General features: G+C 54.7%; 23 protein-coding genes. 5 read left to right on the forward strand and 18 right to left on the reverse strand.

Annotated elements, in window-relative coordinates; translation table 11 throughout:
- Positions 1-33: 33 nt before the first annotated feature.
- Genes K239x_RS13240 through K239x_RS13250 form a run of 3 tightly spaced genes read right to left on the reverse strand, consistent with a single transcriptional unit; the run spans position 34 to position 6,097 of the window.
- Positions 34-981: an SDR family oxidoreductase gene (locus K239x_RS13240; RefSeq protein WP_145418532.1), complete on the reverse strand. Its 948-nt coding sequence runs from the start codon at positions 979-981 to the stop codon at positions 34-36.
- A complete protein-coding gene (locus K239x_RS13245) occupies positions 981-4,325 on the reverse strand; it encodes an efflux RND transporter permease subunit (RefSeq protein ID WP_145418533.1) in 3,345 nt (1,114 codons plus the stop codon). Before K239x_RS13245 ends, K239x_RS13240 begins: the two co-directional genes overlap by 1 nt.
- Positions 4,322-6,097 (reverse strand): HlyD family secretion protein, encoded by a 1,776-nt coding sequence (locus tag K239x_RS13250; protein ID WP_419190009.1) that lies wholly within the window; start codon positions 6,095-6,097, stop codon positions 4,322-4,324. Before K239x_RS13250 ends, K239x_RS13245 begins: the two co-directional genes overlap by 4 nt.
- Positions 6,098-6,235: 138 nt before the next feature.
- Between K239x_RS13250 and K239x_RS13255 the strand changes: the two genes are divergently transcribed.
- Both K239x_RS13255 and K239x_RS29040 read left to right on the forward strand, forming a co-directional pair.
- The gene (locus K239x_RS13255) at positions 6,236-6,880 is read left to right on the forward strand and encodes a TetR/AcrR family transcriptional regulator (protein WP_145418535.1); all 645 of its coding nucleotides are present in this window, start codon (positions 6,236-6,238) and stop codon (positions 6,878-6,880) included.
- Positions 6,881-7,326: 446 nt separating this feature from the next.
- Positions 7,327-7,608, forward strand: a complete 282-nt coding sequence (locus K239x_RS29040; protein WP_473163591.1) for a GNAT family N-acetyltransferase — start codon at positions 7,327-7,329, stop codon at positions 7,606-7,608.
- Between the two features lie 15 nt (positions 7,609-7,623).
- On the opposite strand, the gene K239x_RS13265 is transcribed toward K239x_RS29040, so the two are convergent.
- The 13 genes from K239x_RS13265 to K239x_RS13320 all read right to left on the reverse strand — a co-directional run bounded on the left by K239x_RS13265 (position 7,624) and on the right by K239x_RS13320 (position 18,357).
- Positions 7,624-8,049, reverse strand: coding sequence for an ACT domain-containing protein (locus K239x_RS13265; protein ID WP_145418536.1), 426 nt, complete (start codon positions 8,047-8,049; stop codon positions 7,624-7,626).
- Between the two features lie 136 nt (positions 8,050-8,185).
- On the reverse strand, positions 8,186-9,550 hold the full coding sequence (locus K239x_RS13270) for an alkyl/aryl-sulfatase (protein WP_145418537.1): 1,365 nt from the start codon (positions 9,548-9,550) through the stop codon (positions 8,186-8,188).
- Between the two features lie 4 nt (positions 9,551-9,554).
- Entirely contained in the window at positions 9,555-10,007 is a 453-nt protein-coding gene (locus K239x_RS13275; protein WP_145418538.1) for a MarR family winged helix-turn-helix transcriptional regulator, read from the reverse strand.
- The gene (locus tag K239x_RS13280) at positions 9,997-10,476 is read right to left on the reverse strand and encodes a hypothetical protein (protein WP_145418539.1); all 480 of its coding nucleotides are present in this window, start codon (positions 10,474-10,476) and stop codon (positions 9,997-9,999) included. The genes K239x_RS13275 and K239x_RS13280 overlap by 11 nt, the downstream gene beginning before the upstream one ends.
- Positions 10,477-11,122: 646 nt before the next feature.
- Entirely contained in the window at positions 11,123-12,070 is a 948-nt protein-coding gene (locus K239x_RS13285; RefSeq protein WP_145418540.1) for a glycerophosphodiester phosphodiesterase family protein, read from the reverse strand.
- Positions 12,071-12,224: 154 nt separating this feature from the next.
- Positions 12,225-12,566, reverse strand: coding sequence for a DUF3140 domain-containing protein (locus K239x_RS13290; protein ID WP_145418541.1), 342 nt, complete (start codon positions 12,564-12,566; stop codon positions 12,225-12,227).
- A gap of 77 nt (positions 12,567-12,643) precedes the next feature.
- Positions 12,644-12,769 carry a hypothetical protein gene (locus K239x_RS28590; protein ID WP_419190010.1) on the reverse strand — a complete coding sequence of 42 codons (126 nt, stop codon included), beginning with the start codon at positions 12,767-12,769 and terminating at the stop codon, positions 12,644-12,646.
- A gap of 195 nt (positions 12,770-12,964) precedes the next feature.
- Positions 12,965-13,990, reverse strand: a complete 1,026-nt coding sequence (locus tag K239x_RS13295) for an alkene reductase (protein ID WP_419190011.1) — start codon at positions 13,988-13,990, stop codon at positions 12,965-12,967.
- Between the two features lie 171 nt (positions 13,991-14,161).
- Positions 14,162-15,532, reverse strand: a complete 1,371-nt coding sequence (locus K239x_RS13300) for an NAD-dependent succinate-semialdehyde dehydrogenase (protein WP_145418542.1) — start codon at positions 15,530-15,532, stop codon at positions 14,162-14,164.
- A gap of 121 nt (positions 15,533-15,653) precedes the next feature.
- Positions 15,654-16,424 carry an SDR family NAD(P)-dependent oxidoreductase gene (locus K239x_RS13305; RefSeq protein WP_145418543.1) on the reverse strand — a complete coding sequence of 257 codons (771 nt, stop codon included), beginning with the start codon at positions 16,422-16,424 and terminating at the stop codon, positions 15,654-15,656.
- Positions 16,425-16,851: 427 nt separating this feature from the next.
- Positions 16,852-17,250: a thiol-disulfide oxidoreductase DCC family protein gene (locus tag K239x_RS13310; protein ID WP_145418544.1), complete on the reverse strand. Its 399-nt coding sequence runs from the start codon at positions 17,248-17,250 to the stop codon at positions 16,852-16,854.
- A 3-nt stretch (positions 17,251-17,253) separates the two neighbouring features.
- A complete protein-coding gene (locus K239x_RS13315) occupies positions 17,254-17,877 on the reverse strand; it encodes an SOUL family heme-binding protein (RefSeq protein ID WP_419190089.1) in 624 nt (207 codons plus the stop codon).
- 84 nt (positions 17,878-17,961) lie between these two features.
- Positions 17,962-18,357 carry a TspO/MBR family protein gene (locus K239x_RS13320; RefSeq protein ID WP_145418546.1) on the reverse strand — a complete coding sequence of 132 codons (396 nt, stop codon included), beginning with the start codon at positions 18,355-18,357 and terminating at the stop codon, positions 17,962-17,964.
- A 444-nt stretch (positions 18,358-18,801) separates the two neighbouring features.
- Between K239x_RS13320 and K239x_RS13325 the strand changes: the two genes are divergently transcribed.
- Entirely contained in the window at positions 18,802-20,226 is a 1,425-nt protein-coding gene (locus K239x_RS13325; protein WP_145418547.1) for a sulfatase, read from the forward strand.
- Between the two features lie 172 nt (positions 20,227-20,398).
- Here K239x_RS13325 and K239x_RS13330 read toward each other — a convergent pair whose 3' ends face one another.
- Complete coding sequence (locus K239x_RS13330; RefSeq protein WP_145418548.1) at positions 20,399-20,602, reverse strand: helix-turn-helix transcriptional regulator; 204 nt, start codon at positions 20,600-20,602, stop codon at positions 20,399-20,401.
- 267 nt (positions 20,603-20,869) lie between these two features.
- Positions 20,870-21,118 carry a hypothetical protein gene (locus K239x_RS29045; RefSeq protein WP_145418549.1) on the reverse strand — a complete coding sequence of 83 codons (249 nt, stop codon included), beginning with the start codon at positions 21,116-21,118 and terminating at the stop codon, positions 20,870-20,872.
- A 1-nt stretch (position 21,119) separates the two neighbouring features.
- Here K239x_RS29045 and K239x_RS28600 point away from each other — a divergent pair, with 1 nt between their 5' ends.
- Both K239x_RS28600 and K239x_RS28605 read left to right on the forward strand, forming a co-directional pair.
- The gene (locus K239x_RS28600; protein WP_419190012.1) at positions 21,120-21,281 is read left to right on the forward strand and encodes a hypothetical protein; all 162 of its coding nucleotides are present in this window, start codon (positions 21,120-21,122) and stop codon (positions 21,279-21,281) included.
- On the forward strand, positions 21,281-21,745 hold the full coding sequence (locus tag K239x_RS28605) for an enolase-like domain-containing protein (RefSeq protein ID WP_419190013.1): 465 nt from the start codon (positions 21,281-21,283) through the stop codon (positions 21,743-21,745). Before K239x_RS28600 ends, K239x_RS28605 begins: the two co-directional genes overlap by 1 nt.
- The last annotated feature ends 13 nt before the right edge of the window (positions 21,746-21,758 follow it).

Below are 21,758 nucleotides of genomic sequence, written 5' to 3' on the forward strand. Positions count from 1 at the left end.
GTTTGCGAACAAAACAATGAACACAAATCGCAGCTATGGCGACCAGCTCAGGGATGTCTTCTGCTCAGACAACGTCCAGAGTTTGGCAGCGGCTTCCCGATCCAGGGCACACTCATTCAAGGGGCACTCGTCGATGGGGCCGACCGTTTGTGAACGTTTTGTGGGGCCATAGAGTCTTCCGGACTCCACTTCCGCCTCTGTTGCGCTCATCACCTCGGGCCACGATCCTTTCTCAGCGGATTGTGCGATCACTCGTGAGAGTATGGACCAGACGATTTTGTTGAAGGTGCTTGCCGTGTCCTTTAGCAAGTTGGTTCGTGACGCGCCGGGGTGGCAGACCTGGACGGTGACGTTCTTTCCGGCCGCTTGAACGCGGCCCTGCATTTCGTAGGCAAACATCATCTGGGCCAGTTTGCTTTGGGCGTAAGAATTCCAGGCGGTGTAGTTGTTGTTGAAGTTGAGGTCTTCGAACTGGATTCTCTTCAGCCCCATTTTGTAGGCGTTGCTGCCAACAACGACGATCCGCCCTTCGGACTTTTCGACTCGATCGAACAGCAGTCCACACAACAGGAAATGACCGAAGTGGTTCACGCCGAGCTGGCTTTCAAAGCCGTCGACGGTGATTTCCTGTTGGGCCACCTGTGCGATGGCGGCGTTGCAGATCAGCGCGTCGATGCCGGGAACTTTCTTCAAGACGTCCGCTGCGGCTTCTCGCACGGAAACCAATACCGCCAGGTCCATCCGCACGAATGTCGCGTCAGCATCGCTGCCGAATTCCTGCTTCAGCTTCGCGATGGCGGCAGTGGACTTGTCGGCACTGCGGTTCAGCATCACGACGCTCGCGCCTTTGGACAGGAACACTCGGCTTGCTTCAAATCCCGCGCCATTGTTGGCGCCGGTGATGAGATACGTTTTACCCGCCAGGGAGCCGAGTCGTTCCGGCGTCCAGCCCTTGGGGCCGAACTTTGTTTTGGTACTCACTACGCGGACTCCTGAATTTGCGGAGGATAGTCGTCGCCAGCGCTAAGCCGCGACGTGGGCGACATGAACGAATAGAGGACGGGGATGACGAACAACGTCAGCAGAGTGGCGAAGGTCAGGCCGAAGATCAGCAACCACGCCAGCCCTTGCCAAAGCGGTCCACCGCCAAGTGCAAGAGGAACAAGTCCGCCAACAGTCGTCGCGGTTGTCAGAAAGATCGGCATCAGTCGTTGCCGTGCAGCGTCGACGATCGCAGCGTGATAAGCCTCGCGAGAAAGGGACTGACCGGTTCCGGATGTTCGTTCCTTCATGACGATGTCAGCGAATTCGACAAACAGAATGGCCGAATTCAAGACGATCCCGAACAACGCCAGCACGCCGAGTTGCGGCATGAATCCGAACGCGTTGCCGGTCACCCACAGTCCGAACAATGCGCCCACGAGAGCGAGCGGCAGCGTCACCATCATTATCGAAGTTCGAGCGAGACTGTTGAACTGAAAAATCAACAACAGAATGATTGCGATGAACGACATGCCAAAGGAACGAAACATTTTCCACTGAGCTTTCATCGACTCTTCCAGCGCGCCGCCGATCTCGATGCGATAGCCAGAAGGCAATTCGGCTTTCAGTTCTTGCATTGGCTCGGAGTTGAACACGCGCGTCGTGATGTCGTTGCCGGATGCGCCGTAGTTGATCCGTGATCGGACTTCGATCGTTCGATTTCCGTCGCGTCGATCAATGGTCTCTAGACGCCATTGCGGTTTCACGCTGGCGACGGCAGCCAGCGAAACCTTGCCAACGCGGCTTTCGATGTGAGAGTTCTCGACCGCACCGAGCGACCGACGGCTTTCGGGATTCAACCGAAAGTAAACCGGGATTTGCCGGTCGCTCTCGCGATAGGTCGTCAGCAGCTTGCCGGAATAGTAAGCGTCAAGCGTGGAGGCAACTTCCGCGTTGCGAATTCCTGAAAGGCTCGCCCGATCTGAATCCACGTCGACGAACAACTGCTGGCTGGAGACGCCCCACGAATCGTTGACGTCCCACGTGTCAGGTTCGGCGTCCACGATTGACTTGACGCGATTCGCGATGCTCCTGAGTTCGTCCGCGTCGGCGAGCCCGCTACCCATGACGCGCAGCACGACAGGGTCGGCGGGCGGGCCGAGCGCCAGTTCGACCGGAACGACTCGGGCGCCGGCGATCGGCGACAGGCCCAGCGATTCGTCTCCTTGCCGCGCCGCGGCACGCAGTTGTTCGGCAAAGTCGTGGGTGAACTCGCCCTTGGTTGTGTGTATCAGAATCTCGGCGTAGTTTGGCTTCAGGGTTTCCGGTTCCCATGCTAGGTACCATCGCGATCCGCCTCCGCCGACGATCGTACGCATGTTGTACAAACGCTCGTGCGACTCTCCTTCGTCATCGACATGCGGGCTGAGCGCTCGGATCATCTCTTCGACCTTGCGAGCCGCCTCGTTGGTTTGTTGAATCGAAGCGGATTCGGGCAAGTAGATTTCAACGGCAAATTGGTCGCGCTCCGTCAGTGGAAAGAACTCGCTCGAAACCGGCAACAGAGTCGCCAGCAGCAACGTTCCGATGGATGCGAAGATCGTGACAAAACGATGACGCAGAGCCCATCCGACGGCGATGGCGTAGAGTCGGTAGAAACCACCGCGTTGTGATTCGGCTGGCTTCGGGGACTCATTTCTTTTTTTGCGAATCCTACGCCACGCAGTTCCCAATTTGCTCATCAACCACGGCAGCGGCGCGGTAGGGCGACTTAAGTCTTTGGGCGGTCGAATGAACCACGCGGCGAGGATGACGCAGAAGGTCATCGCCAAAACCCAACTCACCGCCAGCATCACCGACAGGGTGATCGGCAGGCTGTAAATGAATTCGCGATTGGCACCATCCATCGCGATCAGCATTGGAATGAAAGCGGCGACCGTCGTGGCGGTTCCGCTTAACATCGAAATACCAAGCATCTTTGCACCCGCAACGGATGCTTCGCGTGGGTTCATGCCGGCGATCTGGTTCGTGCGACTTTGGTCGCAAACCTGAACCGCATTGTCGACCAGCAGGCCCAGCGAGATAATCATCGACGCCAGTGACATCTGTTCCAGTTGCACATCGAACAGCGTGATGATCGCCAGCGACGAAACAACAACGAACGGGATGTTTGCGGCCATGACGGCAGCCGTGCGAAATCCAACGACCAGATACACCAGAACGACCACGACCAGAATCGCCTGAATGATGTTCACGCCAACTTCGCGTATTCGCTGCTTTACGCTATCCGACTGATCAGAAATGATGGACACCGCCAAATCGGGCGGCAACACGCCCGTGCTTTGCAATTGAGCGATGCTTTCTTTCGACCGGTCGCAAATGTCGATGATGTTTGCACCTGATTTCATCGAGACCGCAAGGGTGATGGCGGGTGTCTCGAACTCGGGCGTTCCGTAACGACAAATTCGCTGAGCCGGGTCGACGTAGCCACGACGAACGTTCAAGCCCATGTTCTTGAGTTGAACTTGGTTGAAGCCTGCGTCGCCGTTCTCCTCCGCGGTCGCCACGACACCAACGACCAATGAATCGAAAGCCTCCACAGCGCCGACATCACCACTTGGCTTGACGAAAAAACGTCCGTCTTCGGCGTCGATCTTTCCACCTGGGGCGACGATGTTTTGCGATTTTGCAAGCGATTGAATTTGTTCGGTCGTTAGATCCAGCGTTGACCAATTCCCTTCATCGGTCTCGATATAGATGGCTTCTTCCTGAACTCCGAACCGACCGACCTGCGAGACGCCCGGCAGCAATCGCAATGCGTCGCGAAGTCGTTCTGAGTACAAATCAAGTTGTCGCGGCGAGTAGGCGTACTTCGTATCAACGGATGAGTCCCCATCGAGCGGCCGTTGGTGCACGGCATACAGCAGGACGCTGGTGTCAGCAAATTCGTCGAACAGAAACGGCGAAACGCTTTCGTCGGGCATCGGCACGTTGCGGATCCGGGCCCGGACGCGATCCCACGCGTCGTCGACTCGAGCACCCGGCACGTTGTCTTCGAGCTCGACGAAAATGACCGACTGTTCGCTTCTGGAGGTCGATCGAATCAAGCGGACTTCTTCCAATCCGTCGATCGCATCTTCCAGTGGATCGGTGACCAGTTTTTCCATTTGCTCGGCCGACGCACCTTGCCACCGAGTGGTCACGAGGGCGATTTTGAGCGTGAACTCAGGGTCTTCGCGACGCGGCATGGTGAAGAAACTAACGCTGCCCCAGGCGACCAGTAACAACACCAGCGTGATCGTGATCGTCGGCCGGCGCACCGCGAAATCGGGAAGGCTTCTCATGGATGGCCTCCCACAAGCGTCGAAACGACAACGCGGTCGCCGTCGTTCAGGTAGTGCGTGCCTTCGACGATGACCTGCATTCCCTCACGTAATTCGTCTCGCGAAGTCGACGTGATTCGCAGCAAGACCGTTTCACCGAGGACCGATTCACCTTCAGCAACGTCGACGAAGACTCGCCGTGCGGTGGCTCGATCCGTAGTGTCGTCAATGACGTGGACGAAGGTCTTGCCTTGTTCTTCGCGGACGGCCTTCATCACGACGAAGAACCCATCGGTCGGTTCGCTGCCGGTCAGGGAAATCCGCGCGATGTCGCCCGAACGCAATAGCCACCGCTGATCGTCAAGCATGACTTGGCAGCCGGTCCAAGTCTCCAATTCTTGTAGTGGACGAGGTAACAAGTCCTTCGAGCTGGTTCCAATGCTGGGACTCGTAACCTCGTCCACTACAGGGGAATTAAAATGGGTTGGCTTGAAGTAGAGTTTGCCGGTGATTAAATCACGGTCGACATTGATCGGTACGTTTGGATCGGTGAACTCGATCGCGACGAACTTCCAACGACCGAGATAGGGAATCACATCACTGGTGATTCGCACGGGGACTTTGGTCACTGAAAGCAACCGATCGCCCGGCGGCGACGGAGTTCCCCAGCGACGATTGGTCACTTTCCAAACAAACGTCTCGCCGCCGATCGTATGAACCGCTTCGCGAACGACAAGTTGTCGCCGGTCGCCGGTAATCATCGGGCCAATGTTTAGTGGTGTGATCTGATCCGTCCAAGCAATCGGTTCGTCGGTGTCGGGCAACGTGTACGCGGATTCGTCGATCTCGTTTCGCACGTGCATCGTGACCGTGAACGTTCGCGCCGCCGGGTCAGCCACCGTGTCGACTCGGTAAACCATGCCGCTAAGCTGGCGAGGCGTTCCGCTGCCATCGGTGACCTGCACCGGCAACATGTCACCGCGACGGTAGCGGCGAGAGTCCTGGGCAGTGACTTCAAATTCGATGGTCATCGGATCCATCATTTGCACCGTCACCACTGGATCGCCTTCTTTGACATATGTGCCAGGAACCGCGTGGATCTGGGAAACCTGACCGGGAAACGGGCTGAACAGCACCGCGTTTCGGAGGCTGCGTTGGGCTTCGGAAAGTTGCTGCCGGGCCTGCAGGATCTGAGCCTCAAGGGCAAGCTGCCGGGCTTTCGCCTGAGCCAACTCGGCATTGGAACTTGCCAGACGCGATTTCGTCGTCGCGGCGTTGGTCCGAGCGGCGTCGAGTTCCGAACGTGAAATTGCATTCTGTCTTGAAAGCTCCGACGCTCGAGATAGTTCAGTGTCGGCAAGGTCGGCTTCGGCCTTTGCAGATTCGATTTGGGCGGGCAACTGCTGCTCAATCGTCACCAAGTTGGCGTCGCGATTCAGCTTCGCAACTTCGACGCTGGCAAGTGCCGATTCGACGGCGATTCTCAATTCTTCGTCATCGAGACGGGCAAGCGGAGTCGCATCAGGTGTCCGTTCATCGGCTTCACTACCGATTTGTGGCGTCACAAGCTCGTTGGGTTCGATCACTTCAGCGACGCGCCCTGCGACCTCAAACGCGATTTGCTCGGATTTCCATGGTACAACCGAACCTGTTGTGTACTGCAGGTTTATCGGAGAAGTTTTCTGCAAGACAGCGGTCGAGACCGGTTTGGGAGGTTTGTCGGGCGAGACGGATTCCTCTTGGTTCTGCGAACACCCAGTGATTGCGAGACCGCAAAAGCACAACAGTGCCATTACGAGAAAGTTGAACCTCTGAAAACGCATAAGTTGCCCAACGCATAGGTAGAACAGGCAGCCTGCCTGTTGCAAACTGCGAACGATAGGCTGGCAGTTCTACTTGAAAAAAGTAAACTGTGCGGTATACTTTACATCATGCCAGGAAAAAGTAAAACGCAAAGTGTACCTTCTGAGCCAGAGCTCCATGGACGCCTGACCGATCGCAAACGAGCGTCGATCGTGCAGGCGGCTGTCGAGGCGTTTCAGCAGTACGGCTATCTTGCTGCCAGCATGAACGGCATCGCCGAAGCCGCTTCGGTCAGCAAACGGACGCTGTACAACCATTTCGACAGCAAGGAAGCTCTGTTTGTCGAGATCATTGAGGAACTAAAGTTCCGCGTCGAGCAATTGCCGGAATGCGAGTTCGACGATTCGCGTGATCTCGCCGAACAGTTGACGGAGCTTGCGCATTCCGAAATTGACTTTTTCACGTCGGAAGATGTCCAGGCACTTTCCCGAGCCGGATTGTCACGCGTGTTGGGGGAACCGGATGCAGGCCAGCAGGTCGATCAGCGATTCTTCATTCGGCGAGTGACTACATGGATGAAGAAAGCGCAAGCTTCCGGCTGTCTACTCGAAGCCGACGCAGAGTTCGCAGCGATGCAGTTTGTCGGGCTGCTGCGGACGTTTGCCTTCTGGCCAACCATCGTCCATGGCGAGCCTCCACCCTCACGCCGCAAACGCAATCAAATCGTCGCCCAAACGGTCGAAATGTTTCTTGCCAGGTATGCAGTGAACTGAATCTGCAGCCTGTCCATCAGATGAAACCGACATGGGAGCGGATTGGCTGGACGTGGAAAGGGTTGGTACTTTTCGATAGGATCGCCTGTCGACCTACGTCGATGTTCCGCCGCGAGTAGAATACGAACTCATTGAAGAAAAGGGCAAGAATCACGCTGTGGATTTCATCACTGAACGTTCACCAGAACGTAGCAATTGAACAAACAAGCGAATGGATTGGGAAAGTTGATGACAACTCTGCGGCTCTTTCCACCCGATGATTGGCCGTCCGTTTGGCAAATCCTCGAGCCCGTCTTTCGGGCGGGCGAGACGTATCCGTATTCGCCGAACATCACGGAGGCGGAAGCGCGCGTGGCTTGGGTTGATGTGCCCGCAGCGACGATCGTCGCGGTGGACGACCTCGGCGAGGTGTTGGGACCTACTACATCAAGCCCAATCAGAGCGAACTGGGGGCACACGTCGCCAACTGTGGGTACGTCGTAGGCGAAGCGGCTCGCGGCAGGGGCGTCGCGTCGACGATGTGCGAACACTCCCAAGCCGAAACGGTCGCTCGCGGATTCAAAGCGATGCAGTACAACCTCGTCATCTCGACAAACGAGCGTGCCGTGAATCTATGGCAACATCACGGGTTTGAAATCGTTGGAACATTGCCTAAGGCCTTTCGACACACGAAGCTCGGCTACGTCGATGCCTACGTGATGTACAAGTGGCTTATCTCTTCATCGTGAAGGTTCGACGAATCGTTACTGCGAGCGATGCGATTGTTTGACCACGTCCCCCAATACACGCATCGCGTCATCGGCTCTCTCCGACGGAACGAAAAGGTGGTCGTGAAAGAAGGCTGAGGTTGCATTGACGCTGATTCCTTGTTGCGCGAGCTTTTCAGTGACGACGGCAAGGAAGCCAATCGCATCCAGGCTGGAGTGCACTTTCAGAGTGATCTTTCTGCAAGGGAAAGCGGAATCGAGATGGTTCGCTTCCGCTTCGTCCTTCGCGAGTATCAGCGTCCAACCTTCCTCTTCAAGAAACTGACCGATGGGTGAAAGACAAAGATCGGCCGCGGCTGCTGGTTCCAAAACGCAAAACACGTATTCGCCATCGTGCAATTCTGGCCGCATGTTTTGCAGCAATGTCAGCAAGTTCGCCTCGCCGTTCGTTTGTTTTGCCATCGGTTTTCTGCAGCGGTTTTGACTAGACTATCCGGATGAATCCAAAGTGGCGAAATCGCAAAGTGTAGTGGATCTTGTTAAAGATCCTCCGCGTGGGATCGTTCACAAGATCCACTACCAAACTCACCACCAGTGACTAAAACCACAGGTCGCTCAACTCGCCGGATTCGAGCTCGTTGGCGTAGCTGAGGTAATAGTTCCGGTTCGGCGCGTTGTACTCGCGTGCGGCCAACCCTCGGAGTGACTCAATCTTTACTTTGCGGGCCAGCTTGCTGTCGCCGTCGTCCAACCATTTCAAATGATCCGACAACTCCAATGCCCATTGGAAGTCTTGCTCTGCCAATGCAGTATTCATTCGCTCGGTCAACTTTTGCGTGCCACCGGCGAGCTGAGCAATCTTGCTCGCTTTCAACTTAGGTGCCATCGGACTCAGCGTCGTTGGGTTTCCGTCGTACCAGCCCAACAGACCTGAATAGATCGCTCGGACGGCATGCGGTACCGTGCCGTAAAACTGAAGCAGATACGGTTTGTCTTTCAAGTGTTCAGGGAGTTTGACTTCGTGAGCGAGTTGATCGGGACCTTTTCCGGCATTGATGCCTCGCACCGTTTGGTCGTACACACTGCGAATCGCTTCGCTGTAGTCCGTAAGTGCCGTCGTAGCCGCTTCCTGTCCTTGGATGGGCATCGTGTGGCCAGGAACGACAACGTGTGGTTCGAGCGCGGCCATCTTCCCGACGCTTTCGGACCAATTCAGCACGTCGCGATAGGCCGTGCCCCGGATTGCATACAGGTTGGGAAAGGAGCTGTAAAAATTGTCGCCCGCCAGCAACACCTTCTCCTTCGGGAGCCAGATAAACATCGCGTCGTCGGTTTCCCCTGGGCCGATGTGGAATTCGATTTCGACACCCGCGATCGTCGTTTTGAGTCCGCTGCTGGGAACGGTGACGGTCGGTGGAAGGAATCGTTTGCCGCGATCGCCATCGTCTGTACCCGCCGGAGCAACACCGCGGTTGATAATCTCCGACGACGAGAGATTCCGTCCGAACTGGCGAATATTTCGCTTCTGCTTTACCGGATCAACCGCTTTGTTGACGCCCTCGGCCGAACCAAAGGTCTCCGTGCCATAGATGTCCGGTTTCTCATCGCCGACAAAGGCACTAGCTCCACCAATGTGATCGCCATGGCTGTGCGTATAGATGATCGCCTTGACCGGCTTGTCGCTGTATTGCCGAAATGCCTCAGCCGCTTTGGCTGCACTGGTTGGACCGAAAAGAGTATCGACGATAATCACGCCGTCCGTTCCGACGATCATTGAGGTGTTCGCTCCGTGAAACCCAACTGCGGTGTAAACGTTGTCCGCAACTTTGATAACTCCCTTCTGGAACTGTTGCTGCTGAGCATTGAGCATCCGAAGTGCCGTGTCGGGCTCGACCTGCGTTTGTCCGCTGGCAACGCCAGCAGCCGTTACCAAGAGGCAGAGAGTAGCGATAAGATTTTTCATAAGACTATTCCTTCGACATGTGTCTGGTTAGGTTCTTCTGCATCTTCCGCAGAACGTTCTGCGTCGCTTCCAGGTCCGACTTCGAGATGCCGTTGAGCGTGGATTTTCGCAAGTCGTCTAACAGGGGCAGGACGGTTTGGAGCTTTCGCTCGCCGCGGCGAGTCAATCCGACCATCACGATCCGAGCGTCTTCGCTGTATTCGCTCCGCTGGGCAAACTTCTGCTGGACCAGTCGATCCAACTGTCGTTTCACCGTCGTTGGATCACGAATCATCAGTGCCGCCAACTCATTCATGCTCAACGGTCGGCCGGCATCTAGCAACGTGATCAGCGTCTGCGTTTCCTCCGGCGAAAACGGCCAACCAGCACTCTTCAGCACCGCAGCCATGCCCGACCGGATCAGATAAGCAACGCGACCGATCGCAAAACCGGGCGAGGATTCTGAATCAAATTGCATGTTCGCCTCCGTTTGAATTCTGAATCGAAACCGTCGCAGGCTGAGTCACTTCCGTGGGTCCCGCAAAAATCGGGCGATACCAATCGAAGTAACAATAAATTAGCAACGCGCACGCCGCGAAATCGGGCAGGCCGACGACAAGGTACTGGTGAGCAAAGAAGATCACGTACAGCAAAATATTGAACGCATAGGGCAACGCCATCAGGATCGCCAGCGGCGTTGTCCGCGGGAAAAACATCAGCCCGCCAGCGACCGTCTTCAGCAAGCCCACCCAAAAAATCAAATAGCCCGTTTTCTCGAGCGCGATCATGAATTGATCCAGCTCAGTTGGTGGATCACCCACCGGATACCCATTGATGCCAAACCCCATCGTCATGATCCCCGTGCCGAACAGGAACAACGCAAAGAGTATCCGCACAACAAAGGCAAGACGCGGGAGTCGAACGCTGCGATTTACAGGTGGAGGCATATCACTCAGTTCATGCGAGTTGAGGTGGCACGTTGGTTCGGTGAAGTCGCGAGGAGCGATCACTCACTCTATATGGCTGTAGGGTACAGGTAACGGGCCGCAAGTCAATGCTTACGAAGAAAAAAGCAGACGTCGAATCACTCCGTCCAGCAATTCCGAAGGTCCTAGCGCTTTTGAGCAGCAAACAGTATTCTGCCGCGCCTTTTTGAAGATTGCCCCGAGCATCCCGGACTTCTTGCTCGGTACATAAAGGATAGGACGGTAGTGTCTTTCGAGTTCTTCGCCGTCACGCGGCAGCAAGGTTGCCCAATCGAGTCCTTTAGCCACGATCTTCTTGTTATACGGTGGGTTCGACTGACTTCGAGAGTTCAGCACCGCTTGGAAACTAGACACAGACGAGACTTACCAGGCTTGGGATGAATCCCGCCTGCCGGATGAGGCAGCTTCTGATGACGAGAAGTATTTAGGCCTATGACATCGTCGAAGATATCTATGGTCGCGTTGCTTAGCTGAAGCGTCCGCTGATGTCGCTCGAATAATTGATCGCGATCATCGCAAAGCAGCTTGGTGTTAATAACGGCAGTGTGTTGATCGCCCGTCGTGCACTCGAGGTTCAGGAAGACTGTAAAGTTCCAAGGCCTCGACTCTACTCCTCGTTCTCGACTTCCAATTGACTTAAGAAGACTCTCATCTTGGCGGGCTTCGACGTGTGGAAGATTCGTACTCCGGCTTGGATTAGTTGACGCCAGTCTTGTTCCGTACCTTCGGCGTGTGTTTCTACGCGGAAGCCTTTGCTGGCGGCGTAGCGAATTAGCTCTAAAGTGCGTTCGTTGGCAGGGTCAGTCTTGGACAGGTTGACTTGGATCATCGTTGGGTTGAATCGTTTCTTCACATCGTCAATCTGTTTCTCGTTGGACACCATGAACATCAGCAGATCACGGTCGAGTGTGACGCCATTGGACCGATAAGCGTCGTAAAGATTTGCGTCACGATAGGGCACTCGGAACACAATGCCGCTGCCGCCTTGGCGACGAGTGACGAGCTCCATGATTTCCTTGAAATACTGTTTTACTCCCGGTTTCAAGTCGGCTTTGAACAGTACCCGGCCTTTGCCCTCGACCAAAAAGTCTTCCAAGGTAGCGACTCGATGTTCAGACTGCGTACCGTCGCGAAACTTCTTGCGAAGCGTTCTAAGCTCCTTCAAACTCATTTCTCTCGCTTTACCTGATCCTGAGGTTTCGCGATCGATGGTTGGATCGTGTAGGATGACGAAATGACCGTCTTGTGTTCGTTGGATATCGGTTTCGTAGAACTCGTATTCCTTGCTCTGACAGTTGCGAATGTTGGCGACGGAATTCTCGGGCGCGTTGTCAGCTTTGTCGTTCTCGTAGCCGCCCCGGTGCGCCGCAATCTGGACTTTGGTGCGGTGATCTCTGGCCGCCTCTGAATCTACTCTCGCTACCCGATTCGCCACGTCTTGCGGGATTGGCGTTTCGCCAAGGACAGGAATTGATAAGCACTGGGAGAGCATCGTTGCTGTTGCGACGACTACGGACGTGGAAAGCCAAGATGCCATCGGGCAGGTTTTTGTCACAGTGCTATTCTCCTAAACGGACGCGGCGATGCATTCGCCTAAGGATAACGACTTTCAATGACTCGCTGGCGCTGGGATTCGCAGTCCGTAGATGGGATCGCTGCGGGAGTCGATTGCTGTCGGACGGACTGACTTTATACAACACTGTGCATCGTTACGCTTTGGTTGGATCGTGGCCCCAATTCTTCAGACTGTAGTACCAGTTGGTTTCTGTAATGTCGCCGTCTGGGCGTTGGGCCAGATGCCGTTTGATGTAGCCGCATACCTTGTTCATGTGATCAAGCTGTTCGGAGGTCAGTTCCGACTTGTTCGTTCGTTTGATCTCGATAATCTTGCGACCCGATCGGTGGCCGGTGGATTCACCGCCGTCTGAATCTCCTACCGATTTAGACTCCTTGGTCTCCAGCCACTCTTCCAATTCCTTTGGCTGCATGTTGACCGATTCTCTAAAATCGTCGTACGTCGATTGCTGTTCTTCAGTCAGTGCTCCAGACATCGTTTTAATTACTCCTTTGAAGTGTGGCGTCCGATGTAGACGCCTGAAGTCGTCTCCGTGAAATCCCAGCCAAGTTGTTAGCTGATCCGTACCAGCTTTTTGCCGAGGTTGTCACCATCGAAGAGGCCCATGAATGCGGGGGTGGCGTTTCCCAGACCTTCGGTGACGGACTCCTCCCAGACCACTTTGTTCGATTTGATCAAGGCAGACATCTCCTCAGCGAATTCGTGCTTAGCGTCAAGGTGATCCCGAACGATGAACCCCTGCAATCGAATGCCTTTTAGACTTGGTCAGTTGCGATGATTGAGTCGTCATGGACGATGTTCCTTATGGTTGAGTGGTAAATGGTGATTACAACACCTTCGATTCAATCACCGTGCAAATTCAGGCGGTCTGATTTATCTTGCTGAAGCAGTTAGGCTCTGTTCTTCACTTTCCTGGTAGGTTGGAAAGTCCGTGTATCCTTCCGGTCCCGGCGAATACCAAACCTCTTGCGGTGCCGGTTCATTGAACGCCCAATCGTTGGCGAATCGCTCCACCAAATCGGGATTGCTGATGAAGGGTCTGCCGAAAGCAACTAGGTCCGCCAAGCCATCTGCGACAGCCTTTTCAGCCTGGTCGCGATCGTAACCACAGTTCGCCATCAATCGACCGCTGTACACTTCGCGAATGTCTGACAGCGTGATCGGGTCACCCAGTTCGTGGAAACCGAACGCGAGACCATCCAGGATGTCGAGCCAAGCAAGCTTGTAGTCGTCCAACTGCTCGGCGATATACAGAAAGGTTTCTCGAAAGTCGGGGGACCCCATCTCATTGAATTCTCCGTTCGGCGAGATGCGGACGCCGATGCGCGATCTATCAAAAACCGTGCTGCAAGCGTCGATGATTTCTCGGACAACTCGGAATCGATTTTCAAGACTACCACCGTACTGGTCAATTCGGTGGTTCGTCTTCGACTGCAAGAACTCGTCAAGCAGATAGCCGTTTCCCGCATGAATTTCGATGCCGTCAAAGCCCGCCAACTTCGCCCGTTCCGCTGCGGCACGGTAGTCTTCTACCAGACGCGGAATTTCATCGGTTCGCAGCGCACGTGGTGTTTCGCGAGGCTTCTTTTCTCCCACTGGAGTGCGAATGGGACTGTCCTCGATCCCAATTGCCGAGGGAGCGACAGGTGACGCCCCTTCGTGGAAATCGCTATGGGATGCACGTCCCGTGTGCCACAATTGCATGAAGAACGGTGTCCGCTGTTTTGCATGAACCGCTTCAACCACTTGCTTCCAAGCATCGGCCTGTTCGGGACTCCAAATTCCAGGGGCCTCGACCCATCCGACAGCTTCCTCGGAAATGAACGTACCTTCAGTGATAAGGATGCCTGCGGATGCGCGTTGGGCATAGTACTGTGCCATCAACGAATTGGCTGTCATCGTTTTCCCCGCTCGTCAACGTGTCATTGGCGACATCGCGACGCGGTTTTGGGCGACGAGACCATCCCAGCGAAATTCAGATAATAGATTGGGTGCGTATTGATTCATTGAGTTATAAATTTAAAGTTTGAATGGGATGTCAGATGGGCTGAGTGGGCGAATGAATCGCTGTTACTTGCTGCCAAGGTGGATCAGTTTCTTGTTGATGAATTCAAGGATCCCTAGGTGAGATAGTTCACGCCCGTAACCAGAGTTTTTGATGCCACCGAATGGAAGTTCGGATTGAGACTTTGTCGGCTGGTTGACGAACATCATGCCCGTCTCGATTTGTTCGGCGACGCGACGGCCGCGTTCGATGTCGGCCGTGTATACGCTCCCGCCCAAGCCGTAAGATGAATCATTGGCAAGCTTAATCGCCTCCGCTTCATCTTCGACGACGTATACCGTGGCGACGGGGCCAAAAATCTCTTGATCGAAGGTCGGCGAGTCCTTGGTCACATCCGTCAGGATGGTCGGGTTGAAATAGGCGCCATCGCAATCAGGGCGATCGCCACCCAAGATAACCGTGGCACCGGCATCGATCGCCGACTGCACTTGTTTTTGCACATTGACGGCCGCGTCTTCGGACGACAGTGGAGAGAGCGTCGTGTCGTCGTCCATCGGATCACCGAGCTTCAGAGCAGACATTAGCTTCTTGAAACCGTTGAGGAACTCGTCCGCAACGTCTTTCACAACGATGAATCGTTTTGATGCAACGCAGGACTGACCGGCGTTGACGGTGCGGCCTTTAACAGCCTGTTCGATCGCATGATCAAGATCCGCATCTTCCAAAACGATGAATGGATCGTTTCCGCCGAGTTCAAGAACGCTGCGTTTCAGATTCCTGCCCGCAATGGCTGCCACGGCTGCACCGGCAGGTTCGCTTCCCGTTAGCGAAACACCTTGGACACGCGAATCCGAGACGATCGCTCCTACAAATTCCGACGGGATAAATAGGTTGGTGTAAACGCCATCGGCAAGACCGCAATCATGGAACAGCTCTTCAATCGCGAGAGCACACTGTGGAACGTTGCTGGCGTGCTTCACCATGATCGTATTGCCAGCCATGATGTTGGGAACGGCAAAACGAACCACTTGATAGAACGGGAAGTTCCAAGGCATCACTCCCATCAAGACGCCCAGCGGTTGGTGGTGCAAGTACGCGTCGGCACCATCAATATTCATTGGCTGGTCAGCCAAGAATTCCTCGGCACCATTGGCATAGAACTCCGAGATGTTGGCACAGTATTCAATTTCATACTGACTTTCGGAAATGCGTTTGCCCATGTCCAGCGTGATCATCCGGGCGTACTCATCTGCGTCAGTTCGCAAGAGGCTTGCAAATTTCTGCAAGCATGCTTTGCGTTGATCAAACGAGGTTTTTCGCCATGCTTGGAACGCGGTGTGGGCAGCGTCAATGGCGTCCATCGCGTCGTCCTTTGTCATCGGATCAAACGATTTGATTGTTTCGTTGGTTGCTGGATTGATGCTTGTGATGGTCATGGCTGACGTCTCCGTAATTCAGGTAGTTCGTGAATTTTGTGATTCATGTCGGCGCAAACGTCTCGCATACTATTTAACGACTTGGGTCAAGTAAGCGAAAAGCTTGTTGTTGGTTGTGTGTCTAAACACCTTGCAGCTTTCCGACCAACTTACGTGTTGCAATGCGAGGCAAGAAGCCTGTTGACGTCACCATCAGGCGGTTCTTCCATCCGGGAATCACGACGTCATCGTTGTCGCAGTAGCCTTCGTAGCCGGCTTTCGCAACAGCTTGGGCGGACATCGTGGAGGATGAGAACACGTCGAGCTTGCCCATGCCAGAATCCTCACCGAAACTCGATTCGGTCGGGCCCGGTTCAAGACAGGTAACGTGCAATCCCGTGCCAGCGAGTTCTTCTCGCAACCCTTCGGTAAACGACAAGACGTAAGCTTTGCTGGCGTAGTACACCGACATGTTTGGGCCGGCTTGATAGGCAGCAATTGACCCCACGTTCAAAACACCGCCATGGCCGCGCTCAATCATGTCGGGCAAGAGTGCTCGCGTCAGACGTGTCAGAGTAACAACGTTCAACATCAACATGTCGGTTTGTCGGTCGATGGACAATTCGGCGAACTTTCCGAGTGCCCCCATTCCCGCATTGTTCACCAGGGTATCGACGTGGATGTCACGCTCTTTCACTTGGTTCACGATCTGATCGACGCCACTTGTCGTCGCCAAGTCGCCACAGATGACCGTGGCACTGACACCGTGGTCCTTGCGAATCTGATCGGCGAGTTCATTGAGCTTGTCCTCGCTGCGAGCGACGAGCACGACATACTGGCCGCCTGCCGCGAACTGAATAGCAAGCTCTTTGCCGATTCCCGATGAAGCGCCCGTGATGAGTGTTGTCGCCATGGTTTGACTCTAAATCCATTAACAGTGATTGTAGTGAGGTTAACGACGCGTCGCCGTTTGCCAAACTGGGAATGACCGGTGAGACGCTCGAACAGTTGAGACATAAGCGAACGCAATTGGTGTGCCAAGACGCAAATCAAAGCAGCTAGGTAGGTGATCTGGTCGGTTAACGATCTGCCTGACCGATGGCATGGCAGATTGAAACCATGAATGCTGCTGCGATAATAGTATTCACCCGTCCCCGCGCCGAATCTGGACAGTACGGGACAGCTAGCAAGCATTTCGCAGTTTTAACTGTGCGTTTTCAGACAGCCGCTGCGCACGTTGAACGGTTCGCCTGCTGCAATTTTGCATTGAGTCAGCGATACCGGGGGCACCGATCGTGTGACTCTAATATTTGGACGCAGAAAACGACGCGGGCTCTGGATCAATCCAGTTTGCACGTCTTCGCGTTGCAGCGACCGGTCAGTCGGAGTCGGTTTTTTGCAAAGACTTGGTAACCGAAATTCAGAGCGTGCGAGATTCCGGGAATCCGCGTGAGCCAAACTAGCCAGCCGAAACCGACGGCAGCGTAGAGCTGGCGAAACACTTCGACACCGATGATCCAGCTTCCATCAGGGAGTCGGCCGTGGATTTCGTCCATGAACTGTGTGGACGTCTTTTCGTACTTCGACGCGTTGAATTCGGAAGCCGCGATGTCCGTGAATTGAATGTGGCTTTTGCGATCGAGCCATTTCAGCAGCTGAATCTCACGCAGACACAAGGGGCACTCGCCGTCGTAGAAGACTTCGACGGCATGGTTCGCGAGGGACAGTTCGTTGCTCATGAGCTATTTCAACCGGATCAGAATTTCGTTCCGACGCAGCGGGCCGGGTGTGAAAGGCGGATCGTAGGAAGCGGATTCAACGCCGCTGCCCGTGGCGCCTGACTTCGGGGGCGAATCGTCGGCGATGAGACCCTTCGTTTCCATCCAGGCTCGGAGCTTCGCCTCGGATTCCCTGGCTAGCTTGGCGTTGAGCCGTCCTGAGAAACGGAGGACTGCGAAACGCCCGCCGGTTCGTTTGCGAACATCGACGTCCGAACCGGTCGGGGACGGTACACCATCGGCGGCGACCTCTTTTGGCATTACGAATCCCATCTGAACGGCCGAATCCGCTTTGTCGTTTTCCATAAACACTGGCGTCGTCATGGAAATCTTCTGTTCGGACTCATTCGCGCCGGAGATGTAACGGAACAGCTTCATGAAACTGCCATCGCGACCCTGGGCGTCAATTTGAGTGGTTGTGGCGACTAGCATCAGGTCCGGATATTCGCGGACTTCAAACTTGCCGCTTGATTCGATCACTTTGTATTCGGCCGATTCATAGCCCGCTCGCGTGGTCTTGTTGAACACAAACACTCCGATCACGACCAAAAAAGCGACGCTCGCGAAATAGATCATTCTTTTGGGCATCATCCGATCACCTGTGGAAAAATTGCGGCGACGATTCGGGAATCAAGTCATCTACCATTGCATGGTAGATGTCTGGCTAGATGGCTACCAATTGTTCCAGGTGATTGTGAATTGCAGGACGGTCGCGGTCGTGACCCAGATCAGATAGGGGATCTGTGCGACGGCGATCCAGCGGTGGTGGGGCCAGATAGCTTTCATCGCCCAGAGGATCGTGGTCCAGACGATCGCGATGTCGATCGCGGCGAGCGGGAGGTTTCGCAGCCCGAACTGAATTGGCGTGAACGCGATGTTGGTGATCAGGTTGATCGCGAAAGGGATCGCGACGGGCCACGGGAGTTGCTTGCGGGCGACTCGATAGAAGACGTATCCGAACGAGACCAAGATGATCGGGTATAGGATTTGCCAAATCGTACCGATCGTGGCAGGCTCAGGCGTCCAAACCGGTTTTTCCAGTGCGTCGTACCAGTCTCGCCAAGTCATGGGGGAGTTTGAAGATGAGGGAGGGAAAGCGGGAAAAGGCGTCGTGCGAACTTACGGCTTTATTGGCGTCGTATCGCGTGTTGCGCGAGCGTCTAGCAACGGTCTGTCCTCGCGGAAGTCTACCTACTTTTGCGCGAGAGTGGTCAGCGTTCCGTTGGGAAAAATACTTGCCCAGCGAGTTTTCGGCTACTGTTCCGTTCGCTCAACTTCAGTCGGTCTCGCAGGTCGTCATTGTTGTTGTCGCTGGATTGTCTTGTTTGTCGTCCACCGTCGCCACATTAAACAACATTGCATTGCCAGGGGATTCGATAACTCGGCTAAAGTCGAAAAGTGTGGCAGGCTTCCAGCTTGTCTAGGGATCATCCGGTAGACTTTGATGACGAATGACTTGTTCGTAAACATGACAGGCGGGAAGCCTATCCCACTAACAACCTAGAGACTTGCATGAAACTTTCTGTTCTTGTTGTGACTACCCTCTTTTGCCTTGGCTCAGTTGCAACTGCTCAGACACCGCCGAAGAATGTTCTGTTCATTGGCGTCGATGATTTGCGTGTTGAGCTTGGTTGTTATGGCGACGAGTTTATGAACACGCCCAATATTGATGCGTTGGCTCGGCAGGGGCTTTTGTTTGAACGCGCTTACTGCCAGCAAGCGATCTGTGCGGCATCCCGTATTAGCCTGATGACCGGAATGCGTCCGGACACGACGGGCGTTTATGACCTGAACCATCCGTTAAACAAAACACTTCCCGACGCGATGTCGATGCCGCGTTTTTTTAAGAAGAACGGCTACCGAACTGTTTCGCTGGGCAAGATTTATCATCATGGTGGAGACGACAAAGCGTTTTGGGATGTCCTGGATGCTTGCTCCATGCCAGCCTACGCGGCCCCTGAAACGTTGGCGGCGATTGACGAGCTTACGAAGCAAGCCAAGGCAAAGAAACTGAGGGGCAAAGAACTCCGGTTGGCGACGAAAGGTCCCGCTTATGAAAACGGTGATGTTTCCGACAGTACGTACACCGACGGTGTGATCGCTGACACCGCGATCACGCAGTTGCGTCAGGAAAACGATCGCCCGTTCTTTCTGGCCGTTGGTTTCAAAAAGCCGCACCTGCCGTTGGTAGCTCCGAAAAAGTACTGGGACATGTATGACCCGGCAGAGATTGAGATTCCGTCGCGAGAGGCACCCGTTCGTGTTGCCGAGCAAGCCACGACGAATTGGGGTGAGCTGCGAGCTTACAGCGGCATTCCCGCCAAAGGTGATCTGTCAGACGAACAGACTCGGAAGATGATTCACGCCTATCGCGCTTGCGTGTCGTACGTCGACGCTCAGGTTGGCCGAGTGCTGGCGGAACTGGACCGGCAGGGACTGCGCGAGAACACGATCATTGTCTTTTGGAGCGACCATGGCTGGAAAGTTGGCGACTACGGCGACTGGTGCAAACACACGAACTTTGAATTGGACACGCACGTTCCGTTGATCTTCAGCGGAACGGGAATCCCATCGGGAGAACGGTCCAAGGCACTGGTGGAATACATTGACATCTACCCGACGTTGGCGCAGTGGTGCGGGCTAACGACGCCCAAATCGTGCGAAGGCGAAAGTCTGTTGCCGATATTCGCGGATCCGTCATTGCCTGGGAAGCAAGCGGCACTGAGCCAGTATCCTCGCGGCGGCATGGGGTATTCGATTCGCAGCGGCAAATGGCGTTACACGCGGTGGCAGCGCAAAGACGGCAAAGTCGTTGCACGTGAGTTGTACGATCACTCGCAGTCGGATCTCGCGACGGAGAACGTTGCCGAACTGAGCGAGAACGAGAACACCGTCAAGCAGCTTGACGCACAGATACTTGAAATCACTCGCCGCTAGGCGACTGGTGGCAAAACGTGTTTTGCGTCCTGCCCGACGTGGCCACGACAGCATCGAACCTGTTGGGGAGGTAAATGATGTGTCGCCACCAATGCCCCGAAAGAGAGTGTGCCAAAAGACGATCGTTGGCTCGCTCGACGAAATTCACTGTCTCCGTTGTTCCGCTGGCACATCATGTCGACGATGCATCTTGCGATGCGTCCGTGGTGAGCATCCGCAGCCTGCTTTGAAGGCTTCGTTGAAACGGCTGAGACTTTGGGGGAATATTCAAAGTGTTGTCGTCAGTGGTGACTAGCAATTGCTGAGCGTGCGAGATGCGGTGTTGAATGATGAACGTCGTCATCGGAGTGCCAAACGTCTTTCGGAACAGACTCATGGCGTAGTTCGGGTGAATGCCATTCGCATCGGCGGAACCGTGACCTGATTTCGGTCGCTATTGGTTCGCTGTGCTTAAGCGTGCTCGGTAGAGTGAATTCATGACGCACAGTGTCTCGCTGATGCGTCGGCCTTGGGATATGGCGAGTACACCGTTGGAGGACGAGGCGGGAAGCTCTACGAAGTCACGAATTTGAATCCATCCGGCGAAGGCCGCTTGCGTGCTGCGATTTAGGCAAAAGGACCAAGGGCGGTGGTGTTTCGAGTCTCAGGGACAATCGATGCGGATCTGACTATCAAGAACGACTTCATAACCATCGCAGGTCAGAGTGCTCCAGGAGATGGCATCTGCCTGAAAGGAACACTTGGCATCAAAGCCAGCAACGTAATCGTCCGCTTTCTTAGAGTGAGAGCGGAAGGTCGCGGTGATGCGGTCACCAGCCGGTATAAAAAGAACATCATTCTGGACCATGTTTCGGCCAGTTGGAGCGGCGACGAAGTGATGACGCTTGTTCACGGTGAAAACGTCACCATTCAACGGTGCACGTCAGGCAGCTGCCGAGGAACGTGAACGTGAACGTGTCTCAGTCGAATTTGGTTTGCCCGTTTGCGATGTCTATCGAGACGGGGACGCGTTGCTGGCTGATGCCGTGGAAATGCTTCGTGAGGAGTTGTTCTGATGAAACTGACATTGCATCGGTACCATCTGCCTCTCGAATTCGAGTTCATAATCTCCCGAGGGTCAATCAGTGCGCAGCCTTCGCTGGTGGTTGAACTGGAGCACAATGGCCATCGTGGTTATGGCGAAGCGACGGCCAATGAGTACTACGACCATACAGTGGATTCAATGTCGGAATCCATTGGGTCCTGTCGCGAACGCATTGAATCTTTCCAGTTCGGCAAGCCCGAGCAGTTGTGGACAAGCCTGCAGCCGTTTCTAATCGAAAACTCCTTCGCGCTTTCGGCAATCGATTTAGCGGCGTACGATTTGTTCGGAATAATCAACGGACCGCGCACCTATGAAACGATGGGTCTGGAGTGGAAAAACATTCCAGATACGAGTTCCACCATAGGAATCGATGTACCGGACAAGATGATCGCTACTCGCGGACTCGTCGACGGAGCAGCATCAGCGTGTACTTGAGGAATCGGCTCTC

It is taken from the genome of Stieleria marina, assembly GCA_007741555.1.
In the GTDB taxonomy this organism is placed as follows: Bacteria; Planctomycetota; Planctomycetia; order Pirellulales; family Pirellulaceae; genus K23-9.